Annotated in this window: 8 protein-coding genes; 5 read left to right on the plus strand and 3 right to left on the minus strand. The window is 71.6% G+C overall.

The features are described 5' to 3' along the window. Window positions 1-64: 64 nt before the first annotated feature. Together AB0I32_RS22910 and AB0I32_RS22915 are read right to left on the minus strand one after the other, a co-directional pair. Window positions 65-931 (minus strand): hypothetical protein, encoded by an 867-nt coding sequence (locus AB0I32_RS22910; RefSeq protein WP_357510263.1) that lies wholly within the window; start codon window positions 929-931, stop codon window positions 65-67. A 125-nt stretch (window positions 932-1,056) separates the two neighbouring features. Next, on the minus strand, window positions 1,057-1,338 hold the full coding sequence (locus AB0I32_RS22915) for a YciI family protein (RefSeq protein WP_116675615.1): 282 nt from the start codon (window positions 1,336-1,338) through the stop codon (window positions 1,057-1,059). Window positions 1,339-1,465: 127 nt separating this feature from the next. Between AB0I32_RS22915 and sthA the strand changes: the two genes are divergently transcribed. Continuing rightward, window positions 1,466-2,884: a Si-specific NAD(P)(+) transhydrogenase gene (sthA, locus tag AB0I32_RS22920; RefSeq protein ID WP_357510265.1), complete on the plus strand. Its 1,419-nt coding sequence runs from the start codon at window positions 1,466-1,468 to the stop codon at window positions 2,882-2,884. A gap of 119 nt (window positions 2,885-3,003) precedes the next feature. Here the strand turns inward: sthA and AB0I32_RS22925 are convergent, their stop codons facing one another. Further along, the gene (locus AB0I32_RS22925; protein ID WP_357510267.1) at window positions 3,004-3,240 is read right to left on the minus strand and encodes a hypothetical protein; all 237 of its coding nucleotides are present in this window, start codon (window positions 3,238-3,240) and stop codon (window positions 3,004-3,006) included. A gap of 271 nt (window positions 3,241-3,511) precedes the next feature. On the opposite strand from AB0I32_RS22925, the gene AB0I32_RS22930 reads away from it, so the two are divergent. From AB0I32_RS22930 to uvrC, 4 genes are all read left to right on the plus strand, one after another. Beyond that, window positions 3,512-6,304, plus strand: coding sequence for a tetratricopeptide repeat protein (locus AB0I32_RS22930; protein ID WP_357510269.1), 2,793 nt, complete (start codon window positions 3,512-3,514; stop codon window positions 6,302-6,304). Between the two features lie 93 nt (window positions 6,305-6,397). Next, window positions 6,398-9,343, plus strand: coding sequence for an excinuclease ABC subunit UvrA (gene uvrA, locus AB0I32_RS22935; protein ID WP_357510271.1), 2,946 nt, complete (start codon window positions 6,398-6,400; stop codon window positions 9,341-9,343). 133 nt (window positions 9,344-9,476) lie between these two features. Then, window positions 9,477-9,962 (plus strand): OsmC family protein, encoded by a 486-nt coding sequence (locus tag AB0I32_RS22940; RefSeq protein WP_357510273.1) that lies wholly within the window; start codon window positions 9,477-9,479, stop codon window positions 9,960-9,962. A 120-nt stretch (window positions 9,963-10,082) separates the two neighbouring features. Next, window positions 10,083-12,044 (plus strand): excinuclease ABC subunit UvrC, encoded by a 1,962-nt coding sequence (gene uvrC / locus AB0I32_RS22945; protein ID WP_357510275.1) that lies wholly within the window; start codon window positions 10,083-10,085, stop codon window positions 12,042-12,044. The last annotated feature ends 9 nt before the right edge of the window (window positions 12,045-12,053 follow it).

A 12,053-nucleotide genomic window follows, 5' to 3' on the forward strand; every position in this document is an offset into this window, starting at 1 on the left:
CAGCAGGCCGACGGCCGCGTCCACCACGGTGGCGCGGCCGTCGGCCTGCTGTACGGCTGTGGGCTCAGACCGTCGTGTAGTCCACCTGGATCGAGAAGATGTCGTGGTCACCGGACCGGAGCGTCCCGGTGAACGCGCTCTCGTGCGCCTCGGGCTCGATGGGGGCCGACGGCTCGACGTCCACCGTGCAGGTCTGGCCCGCCGCCGCGAGATGGTCGGCCCGCAGCCGGAAGAGGCCTGCCTGCCACCGGGCGCCTGGCCCGGCCGCGGCCTCCAGGACGTGGTCGAACAGCGCGAACGTCGCGTAGCCCGCCACGGAGACGGGCAGAGCGGGGAACCCGTCGAAGTGCCCCCGGCACATCGTGGCCTCCACGGCCAGCTTGGCCGTGGCGCTGCGGGTGTCGGCCGCGACGTCGACGAGCGGCGCCGGGGCGCTGTACGGGCTGGCCGGCTCCGTCGCGTCCGGTGCGGTGGCCGGGCCCATCAGGCGCCGGAACACGGGTGCCGACATGACGAGGTACTCGAGATCGAGCCGAGCCACGAGATTCCCGTCGGCGTCGCGCAGCTCGGTCTCGGCGACCGCGCGGTTCCGGCCGGTCATGCGGGCGGTCGCGCTCCCGTGGAGCGTGGTCAGTGTCCCGGTCGGCGGGTACATCCGACCCACCCCGCGGTGCGCCAGGTAGTAGTGCCGTCCGGTGCCCGGGTTGATGGCCGCGGCGGCGGAGAGCCCGAGGATCGCGAGGTGCCGCCCTGCCTCCGCGATGTTGATCAGGGTCGCCTGGCGTCCGGTGGGCGTCTGGACCGGGACCGTGGCGGCGGCCAGCCCAGGGGCGGGACTGACCAGCTCACCGAGCGCGTAGTACGGCGGCGTCACGCAGATACGCGAAGCGATCTCCGCGTAGGCCACCGTGGTGCTGTCGACAGAGGTCATGCGCGTGCCTCCCGAACATAGCCAGCAGTGCTCCAACTGGCATCATGTGCACCAGAGGCTGCTCAAGACCATTGCCCGATCAGGACTTCTCGGTCAAACTTTCCAAATGGCGGAGTATTGGCGGCTTACTCCGCGAGGCCGCCGATCACCACGTCCCACTGGCGCACGCCGCGCTCGGCGATGACCCCCCGTACCTGGAACGGGTCGGCGTCCAGGATCCGCAGCGCGTCCTCTGCGGACTCCGCCTCGAGGACGACCAGCGCGCCGATCCCGCCGTCGACCGGTCCAGAGGCGCGGACGACGCCCTCCGCGTTGAGCCCGCGCAGGAAGTCGCGGTGGCTGGGGCGGACCTCGTCACGGGTCGCCACGTCGTCGGAGTAGGTGTAGCTCACGGCGTAGATGCTCATGGCGCAAGCCTGCCATCACGAGGGCGGGGCCGGTTAATCGGGGGCGGGCCGGTTAATTCTTGATGAAGTTGCACCTTGTTCGACGAAGTCCCTCGTCACGAGGCCACCGCACCGCCACACTCGGACGATGGACGCACGTGAGAACCACTTCGACCTCGTCGTGATCGGCTCCGGCCCCGGCGGGCAGAAGGCCGCCATCGGTGCCGCCAAGCTCGGCAAGCGGGCGGCAGTGGTCGAGCAGCGCGACCACGTCGGCGGCGTCAGCCTGCACACCGGCACCATCCCGTCCAAGACCCTGCGCGAGGCCGTCCTGTACCTGACCGGCCTGCACATGCGGGACGTGTACGGCTCCAGCTACCGGCTCAAGGAACGCATCACCGTCCAGGACCTGCTCGCGCGGCTCCAGCACGTCATCGGCCGGGAGATCGAGGTGGTGCGCAACCAGCTCGCGCGCAACCAGGTCGAGACGGTGGTGGGCAGCGCCCGGTTCACGGGCCCGCACGACCTCGAGGTGACGGACGGCGAGGGCGACGTCGTCCGGCGGCTGACCGCCGACAAGGTGGTCGTGGCCGTCGGCACGAGGCCCGCCCGGCCCGCGAACATCGCGTTCGACGGCGTCCGCGTGGTCGACTCCGACGGCATCCTCGACATGACGGAGGTACCGCGGACCATGGTCGTGGTCGGTGCGGGCGTGATCGGCATCGAGTACGCCTCGGTGTTCGCCGCGCTCGGCACGCGCGTCACCGTCGTCGAGGCGCGGGACAGGATCCTCGACTTCTGCGACTCCGAGGTCGTCGAGGCGCTCAAGTTCCAGCTGCGCGACCTGTCGGTGACCTTCCGGCTGGGCGAGACCGTCGAGTCGGTGACGGCAGGCAGCGGCGGCACGGTCACGGCCCTGGCCTCCGGCAAGCGGATCCCCGCCGACTGCGTGCTCTACTCCGCCGGGCGGCAGGGTTCCACCGACGGCCTCGACCTCGCCGCGGCCGGGCTCGAGGCGGACCGGCGCGGTCGCCTGCAGGTCGACAAGCAGTTCCGGACCGCCGTCGAGCACATCTACGCCGTCGGCGACGTGATCGGCTTCCCTGCGCTCGCTGCCACCTCCCAGGAGCAGGGGCGGCTCGCGGCGTACCACGCGTTCGGCGAGCCGATCTCGTCCCTGCTGGAGCTGCAGCCGATCGGGATCTACACGATCCCGGAGATCTCCTACTGCGGGGACACCGAGGACCAGCTCACGACCGCCGGCGTGCCGTACGAGGTGGGGGTCGCGCGGTACCGCGAGCTGGCGCGCGGGCAGATCGTCGGCGACTCCTACGGGATGCTCAAGCTGCTGGTCTCGACGGAGGACCGCAAGATCCTCGGCGTGCACGTGTTCGGGACCGGCGCCACCGAGATCATCCACATCGGCCAGGCGATCATGACCACCGGCGGCACCGTGGACCACCTGGTCGACACGGTGTTCAACTACCCGACGCTCTCGGAGGCCTACAAGGTCGCCGCCCTCGACGCGACGAACAAGATGCGGGACGTCGAGCGGTTCGGGTTCTAGCGGTTCGGCGTCCAGCGGTCCGGCCTCTGCGGGCTGCGGACCTGGGCACGGCCGAGGCGCCCGCCCACCGCGAGGTGGACGGGCGCCTTCGTGCGTCTACCGCGACAGGTGAGCCAGGCTCACTTGTCGCCGGCCACCGAGAGGACCTCGGCATCGGCCAGGGTCACGAGCGCCTGCGCGTGGACCGCGTGCTGCCACTTGCCCAGGTCCTCGATCGTCTTGATCTTGAGCTCGGCGAGCATCTCGTCGTGCTTCGGCGTGAGGCCGAGCAGCGCCGACGGCGGAGCCGCCAGGATCGCGGCGATGCTCTGGTCCTTGTAGGCCTTGTCGACGAGCTTGTTCAGGTTCAGGCTCACGTGCCTGCCTTTCGTCCGTGCGGTCGTGGAGCGGCCGGGCTTTCACCCGGCCGAGGGAAGGATGTCCTGGTCAGGGTCGGTATGCAACTTTCGTCCGAAATGCCGGTTCGACCGGGAGGGCGGTGCGTGACTTTCGGCGCTGTGACGCCGTTCACGAGCGGCCGGCCGACCGTTACGCCGTGTTCGTCTGTGCACGGTTCTGATCACCGGGTGAACCAGTCTTCCCGTTCCCCTTGCAGTGTTGGACGTTCGTCCGGTTGACTTGCTCATCGTGGTGGTCTCGGAAGTGTCGACCCGGTTGGCCGCCGCGGTCCGGGCCGCCCGCACGGTGGTCCGCCGCGGCCCGCTCACGGCTGCTGCGGACGAGCCCTTTGACGGCTTCCGGCGGCCGACCGCGCTGCTCGACCCGGCCCGGGCGGTGGTCCCGTTCCTGGGCCGCGAGCAGGAGCTCGACGAGCTCCGCGCGTGGGCCGAGAGCCCGGCGACGATCAGCCTGCGGCTCATCGTCGCTCCCGTCGGCTTCGGCAAGACCCGCCTCGCGAACGAGTTCGGCAGCCGCATGGGCGAGTCCGGCTGGACCGTCGTCCCCGTGCCGCGCGGCCGGGAGGCCGCCACGGTGCGCGCACGGCCGCAGGGCGACGTGCTCTTCGTCGTGGACAACGCGGCGACCCGGCTGGGCCTCGGCGCGATGCTCGACGCCCTGGCGCGCCCGGCGCGTGGCCGCGTCCGCGTCCTCCTGCTCGCCCGGGTCGCGGGGGAGTGGCTGCGCCGGCTGCGCTGGGGCTCGACGCTGTGGCCGCTGCTCGAGCGTGACGGCGCGACGCAGACACCGCTGGACCTCGCACTGGCGCCCGGCCTGCCGGACCGTGCGGTGCTGGAGGCCGCGACCGCCGCGTTCGCCGAGTGCCTGGGCGTCGAGGACCCCGGCGCGTCCGCCGTGCGGACGCCGGAGCCGGTCGGCGGGACCCGCGTGCTCGACCTGCACGCAGCCGCCGCCCTCGCGGTCCTCGAGACGGCAGGGGTCCAGGTCCCGGCCACCGAGCTGAACCCGGTGCGCGGGCTCCTGGAGGTGGCCGCGAGCTCGTGGACCCGGTCGGCGCGCGAGGCCGGTCTGGAGCTGACCGTCGACGAGGTCAAGGACGTCGTGGCCGCCGTCTGCCTGCTGGGCGCCGACGACGCCGCGAGCGTGCGTGACGTGCTGCGCCGGGTGGTCCCTGGCGTGCCCGGACGCGCCGGTGCGCAGTGGCTGCTCGGCCTGCAGCGTCCGGTGACGGGGCTCGACGCGAACGCCGTCGGGCACGGACGCGTCGGCGACATGCTCATCGCCGACCGGTTCGGGCGGTCGGTGGCGCTGGTCGGCTCGTGCACGTGGGGCCTGTCCCGGAAGGCGGCGCTGCGCGTGGTCCACGTCGCCCGCCGGCTGGAGATCGAGCTGTCGGAGACGCCGGGGGTGGGCGCGCTGGCGGCAGAGCTGCTGCGCCGCGCGGGTGACTCCTACGGCGACGACCCGCGCGCGCTGCGGACGTCGTTCCTGCTCAAGCCCCGCGGCGTCATGGACGTGTCGACCGACGACGTGGACCGGGCCGAGCGGGCGGTGGCGGCGGCCCGGGACGCCGTGGGCAGGGCGGAGGCGCTCACCGACCTGGGCATGGCGCTCAGGGACGACGCCCGCCTGGCCGAGTCGCTGGACGCGCTGGAGGCAGCGGTGGCCGCGTGGCGCCGCCTCGCCGCCGGCGACCCCGACCGGTACCGCACGGCCCTGGTGGGGGCGATCAACGCCCTCGGCGTCGCGCACTGGCGAGCCGGGATGACGAAGGACGCGCTGGCCGCGCAGCTGGAGGCGGTCGAGCTGACCCGGACGGCCGAGGAACGGGACACGGGCTGGATCGAGGCGGAGCTGGCCCGCGTCCTGATGAGCCTGACCGTCGTCCTGAACGACACGGGCCCTCCCCAGGAGGAGGACGCGCGGTTCATGGAGTTGCTCCCGATCCTCCGGAACCTGGTGCAGCGCGACCCTCGGCAGTGGGGCGTCTTCCTGACGACCGCCCTGTCCAACCGCGCGGTGACGCTCACCGAGAGCCGCCCGGAGGAGGCCCCGGCGTTCGCGCTGGAGGCCGTCGAGCTCAGCCGCAGGATGGTGCTGCAGGCGCCCGAGCGGTACCGGCAGGAGCTCGGGTTCGCGCTGACGAACCTCGCCAACTCGTACGCGGCGCTCGGCCGCGACCGGGAGGCGATCGAGCCGCTCGGCGAGGCAGCGGCCCTGCGCCGTCAGCTCGCCCGCGAGAATCCCGCCGCGCACACCTGGACGCTCGCCTACACGCTCGCGTCGCTGGGCGCGGTGCGGTCCCGGCTCGGCGACCTGGACGAGGCGATCTCTCTCGAGCGCGAGGCCGTGCTGCTGCGCCGTCGGCTCGCGCGCGAGAATCCCGCGCGGTTCCGCAGGATGCTCGCCGCGTCGCTGTCGAACCTCGCGGTCACGCACTCGCGGGCCGGGGAGCCGGACGAGGCGCTGCCCCTGGAGCAGGAGGCGGTGGCGATCCGGCGCGGCCTGGCCGCTGAGGGGCACCCGGGCGAGGAGTACCTGGCGCGCTCGCTGTCCAACCTGGGGGTGCTCTACTCGGAGCTCGGCCGGGCCGGGGACGCCGTCGCGCCGACCGAGGAGGCGGTGGCCCAGCTGCGGCTGCTCGCCGTGGGCGACCCCGAACGCTTCGAGCCGGACCTCGCCGACGCGCTGCTCAACCTGGGCGCCGCGCTCATCGACGCGGGTCGCCCGGAGGAAGGCGTCGAGCCGACGGCGGAGGCCGTGCGCGTACGCCGGGGGCTCGCGCGCCGGAGCCCCGACCTCCACCTGCCGGGTCTCGCCTCCGCGCTCTCGAACATGGTCTCCGTGCACCTCGACCTGAAGATGCTGGACTCCGCGGCGGAGTACGCCCAGGAGGTCGTGGACGTACGGCGCCGGCTCGTCGACGGGTCCTACGCCCACGAGCAGGACCTCCTGCGGGCCCTCGACCTGCAGGCCCGCGTACGACGGTCGGGCGTCTCCGACGGCCGCGCGGTGCGCTGAGACCCTGCGGGCGTCGTGCGGGTGTGACGAGTCTGTCAGCGTGACTTCTAGAACAGGCGTGCGAATGTCAGTGGGTCGCCCTAGGATGCCTCTGTGAGCAATCGTCTCGTCGTCTCGGGTGCCCGAGAGCACAACCTGAAGAACGTATCCCTGGACCTGCCCAGGGACCAGCTCATCGTGTTCACCGGGCTGTCGGGCTCCGGCAAGTCGTCGCTCGCGTTCGACACGATCTTCGCCGAGGGGCAGCGCCGGTACGTCGAGTCGCTGTCCGCGTACGCGCGTCAGTTCCTGGGCCAGATGGACAAGCCCGACGTCGACTTCATCGAGGGGCTGTCGCCCGCGGTGTCGATCGACCAGAAGTCGACCAACCGCAACCCGCGCTCCACGGTCGGCACCATCACCGAGGTCTACGACTACCTGCGCCTGCTGTACGCACGCGCGGGCACGCAGTACTGCCCGGTGTGCGGCGAGAAGGTCCAGTCGCAGACGCCGCAGCAGATCGTGGACCAGATCCTCGAGCTGCCCGAGAACACGCGGTACCAGGTGCTGGCACCCGTGGTGCGCGGCCGCAAGGGCGAGTACGCGGACCTGTTCAAGGAGCTGCAGGCCAAGGGCTTCTCCCGGGCCCGGGTCGACGGCGAGGTCGTGCAGCTGACCGACCCGCCCACGCTGGAGAAGAAGCTGAAGCACGACATCGAGGTGGTCGTGGACCGGCTCGTGGCGCGCGACGGCGTGCAGCGCCGGCTGACGGACTCCGTCGAGACCGCGCTGACCCTGGCGAACGGCCTCGTGATGATCGAGCTCGTCGACGCCGACGTCGACGACCTGACGCGCACCCGCAAGTTCTCCGAGAAGCGGGCCTGCCCGAACGAGCACACCCTCGCGCTCGACGAGATCGAGCCGCGGACGTTCTCGTTCAACGCGCCCTACGGCGCGTGCCCCGAGTGCACGGGCATCGGCTTCCGGCTGGAGGTCGACCCCGACCTCATCGTGCCGGACGACGAGCAGACGCTGCGCGGCGGCGCCGTCGCCCCGTGGGCGCAGACGTCGTCGGAGTACTTCGAGCGCGTGCTGACGGCGCTCGCGGAGGAGATGAAGTTCTCCATGGACGTGCCGTGGCGGGCCCTGCCCGAGCGCGCCCGCGAGGCGATCCTGCACGGACGCGACCACAAGGTGCACGTCAAGTACAAGAACCGGTGGGGCCGCGAGCGGCAGTACTCGACCGGGTTCGAGGGCGCGGTGACGTTCCTGGAGCGCCGCCACCGCGAGACCGACTCGGACCTGTCCAAGGACAAGTACGAGGCCTACATGCGTGAGGTGCCGTGCCCCACGTGCGGCGGCGCGCGGCTCAAGCCCGAGGTGCTCGCGGTCAAGATCGACGGGCTGTCCATCGCCGACGTCAGCCGCCTGCCGGTGGGCGAGGCCGCCGAGTTCCTCAAGGGCATAGTGCTCGGGGTGCGCGAGGCGCAGATCGCGACCGAGGTCCTCAAGGAGATCCACGCGCGCCTCGGCTTCCTGCTCGACGTCGGTCTGCACTACCTCACGCTGGAGCGCCCGGCCGGCACGCTGTCCGGCGGCGAGGCCCAGCGGATCCGGCTGGCCACCCAGATCGGTTCCGGGCTGGTCGGCGTGCTGTACGTGCTCGACGAGCCGTCCATCGGGCTGCACCAGCGGGACAACCGCCGCCTGATCGACACGCTCACCCGCCTGCGGGACCTCGGCAACACGCTGATCGTCGTCGAGCACGACGAGGACACGATCCGCGCGGCCGACTGGATCGTGGACATCGGCCCGGGCGCCGGCGAGCACGGCGGCGAGGTCATCCACTCGGGTGACTACGCGGGCCTGCTCGCGAAGAAGGAGTCGATGACCGGCGCGTACCTCTCCGGGCGCCGCTCCATCCCGGTGCCGGCCGTGCGGCGGCCCATCGACCACGACCGGCAGGTCACGGTGATCGGCGCGCACGAGAACAACCTGCGCAACGTCGACGTGTCGTTCCCGCTCGGTGTGCTGACCGTCGTGTCGGGCGTGTCCGGCTCGGGCAAGTCCACGCTGGTCAACTCGATCCTGTACACGGTCATGGCGAACCAGCTCAACGGTGCTCGGCGGGTGGCAGGGCGGCACCGGCGCGTGACGGGTCTGGACCAGCTCGACAAGGTCGTGCACGTGGACCAGGGGCCGATCGGGCGTACGCCGCGGTCCAACCCCGCCACGTACACGGGTGTCTGGGACCGGATCCGCAAGATCTTCGCGGAGACCGAGGAGGCCAAGGTCCGTGGTTACGGTCCGGGCCGGTTCTCGTTCAACGTCAAGGGCGGCCGCTGCGAGGCGTGCGCGGGTGACGGCACCATCAAGATCGAGATGAACTTCCTGCCGGACGTCTACGTGCCGTGCGAGGTCTGCCACGGCGCGCGGTACAACCGCGAGACGCTCGAGGTGCACTTCAAGGGCAAGACGGTCGCCGACGTGCTCGACATGCCGATCGAGGAGGCCGCGGAGTTCTTCAAGGCGTTCCCTGCGATCTCCCGGCACCTGTCCACGCTGGTCGACGTCGGCCTGGGGTACGTGCGGCTCGGGCAGCCGGCGCCCACGCTGTCCGGTGGCGAGGCGCAGCGCGTCAAGCTGGCGGCGGAGCTGCAGAAGCGGTCCTCGGGCCGTTCGGCGTACGTGCTGGACGAGCCGACGACCGGCCTGCACTTCGAGGACACGCGACGCCTGCTCGGTGTGCTGCAGTCACTGGCCGACAAGGGCAACACGGTGATCGTGATCGAGCACAACCTGGACGTCATCAAGAGTGCCGACTGGGTCATCGACATGGGGCCAGAGGGCGGCAGCGGGGGCGGCCTCGTCGTCGCGCAGGGCACGCCAGAGGTCGTCGCGGCGGTCCCGGAGAGCCACACGGGTACGTACCTCGCGGAGATCCTCGAGGGGCACGCCCAGGCCGGCGAGGTCCCGGTGCTGCCGCCGGCGAACGGCAAGCCGAAGCGCAAGCCCGCGGCGAAGGGCGCGACCAAGGCGAAGGCGGGGGCCACCGCCTGACCGTGCGTTCCCGGGACGACCTCGGCTACCGGATCCGTCGTGGACCGGTACCCGGGGTCGTCCTCGGTGTGGACCTGCGGGAGTCGCGTGCCAGCCATGGCTTCCGGGCCGGGTCACCCCTAGGGTGGGGCACATGAGCGGAGCCACCCATGACTATGCCGTCACCGTCCGGTGGACAGGCGCGGGGGACACGGGGACGTCGTCGTACACGTCGTACTCGCGGGACCACGAGATCGACCTGCCGCACAAGCCGCCGCTGCTCGGTTCGGCCGACCCCGCGTTTCGTGGGGACCCGGCGCGGAACAGCCCGGAGGAGCTCTTCGTCGCCAGCCTGAGCCAGTGCCACATGCTGTGGTTCCTGCACCTGGCGGCGGAGTCTGGCCTGATCGTGCGCGAGTACCGGGACTCGGCGACCGGCACCATGCGGGTCGAGGCGCGGGGCGAGGGCGCGTTCACCGACGTGACGCTGCACCCGAAGGTCGTCGTGGACCCGGGTGAGCTCGCGACGGACGAGCACCTCGCGGCCCTGCACCACAAGGCGCACGCGATGTGCTTCATCGCCCGGTCGGTCAACTTCCCGGTCCGCGTCGAGCCGACCCCGGTCCACGTCACCGTCTGATCCCACCCCGGCGCTGAGTGCTGGCTGTCTGCGCCTCCGGAGCCGGATCAGGCGCAACGAGCCAGCACTCGGCGCCGGCGCACGTGCGTCACTGTCAGTGGCACGGCATAGGTTTGGGGCATGGCGGATCCAGCTACCTATCGACCCAAGGCGGGAGAGATCCCGACCTCGCCCGGTGTCTACCGGTTCCGTGACGAGCACGGCCGGGTCGTCTACGTGGGCAAGGCGAAGAACCTGCGCCAGCGTCTGGCGAACTACTTCCAGGACGTCGCGAACCTGCACGAGCGCACCCGGCGGATGGTGACGACCGCGGCGTCCGTCGAGTGGACGGTGGTGGGCACAGAGGTCGAGGCGCTCGCCCTGGAGTTCACCTGGATCCAGCAGTACGACCCGCGGTTCAACGTGAAGTACCGGGACGACAAGTCGTACCCGTACCTCGCGGTGACCCTGGGGGAGCAGGTGCCGCGCGCCCAGGTCATGCGGGGGGCCAAGCGCAAGGGCACCCGCTACTTCGGCCCGTACGGGCACGCCTGGGCCATCCGCGAGACGCTCGACCTGCTGCTGCGCGTGTTCCCGATCCGGACCTGCTCGGCCGGCGTCTACAAGCGGGCGGGCCAGTCGGGCCGGCCGTGCCTGCTCGGGTACATCGACAAGTGCTCGGCACCCTGCGTCGGCCGCATCAGCGTCGACGACCACCGGGCGCTCGTCCTGGACTTCTGCGACTTCATGGCGGGCGACACCGCCAAGTTCGAGCGCCGGCTCACCAAGCGTATGCAGGAGGCCGCCGCCGAGATGGAGTACGAGCAGGCGGCCCGCCTGCGCGACGACATCGAGGCGCTGCGGCGTGCCACCGAGAAGAACGCGGTGGTCCTCGGCGACGCCACGGACGCCGACGTGTTCGCCCTCGTGGGCGACGAGCTCGAGGCCGCCGTCCAGGTGTTCCACGTCCGCGGGGGCCGCATCCGCGGACAGCGCGGCTGGATCGTCGAGAAGGTCGAGGACATCACCGACGGCGAGCTCGTGGAGCACCTGCTGCAGCAGGTCTACGGGGCAGCCGACGAGGTGGACGGGGAGGAGGCCCGCGACGCGGTGCCGCGCGAGGTCCTCGTGCCGGTGCTGCCGCCCGACCTGGAGCAGGTCGGCACCTGGCTCAGCGGGCTGCGGGGCGCACGCGTCGACGTGCGGGTACCGCAGCGCGGCGACAAGAAGGAGCTCGCGGCCACCGTCCGCAAGAACGCCGAGCACGCGCTCATGGTGCACCGCACACGCCGCGCGGGTGACCTCACGACCCGCAGCCAGGCCCTCGCGGAGATCCAGGAGGCGCTCGACCTGGAGTCGGCGCCCCTGCGGATCGAGTGCTACGACATCTCGCACACGCAGGGCACCTACCAGTCGGCGTCGATGGTCGTGTTCGAGGACGGCCTGGCCCGCAAGAGCGAGTACCGCTCGTTCAGCATCCGGGGATCGGACGGCGACGGCGCCCGCGACGACACGGAGGCCATGCACGAGGTCATCACGCGCCGCTTCAAGCGCTACCTGGCCGACCGCCTGAGGTCCAACGACGTCGAGATGGCCGCTGAGCTGTCGGGCGGCGGGCTGTCCGGCGGTGAGGTGGCAGCCGACGCGCCGGAGGAGAAGGCGCGGTTCGCCTACCCGCCGAGCCTCGTCGTGGTCGACGGCGGGCCGCCCCAGGTCGCCGCCGCGAAGCGGGCGCTGGACGAGCTCGGCATCACCGACGTCGCGCTCTGCGGCCTGGCCAAGCGGCTGGAGGAGGTGTGGGTGCCGGGGGAGGACTACCCCGTCATCCTGCAGCGCTCCAGCGAGGGCCTGTACCTGCTGCAGCGCGTCCGGGACGAGGCGCACCGGTTCGCGATCACGCAGCACCGCAGACGGCGCAGCAAGGGCATGACCGCCTCCGTGCTCGACGACGTCCCCGGGCTCGGTCCGGCGCGCAAGAAGGTGCTGCTCACCCACTTCGGCTCGCTCAAGCGGCTCAAGGCCGCGAGCGTCGAGGAGATCGCCAGCGTGCGGGGCATGGGGGACAAGACAGCCGAGGCGGTGGTCGCAGCCCTCAAGGCCTGACGCTGGCAT

This window comes from Promicromonospora sp. NPDC050249 (genome assembly GCF_040656015.1).
Lineage (GTDB): Bacteria > Actinomycetota > Actinomycetes > Actinomycetales > Cellulomonadaceae > Promicromonospora.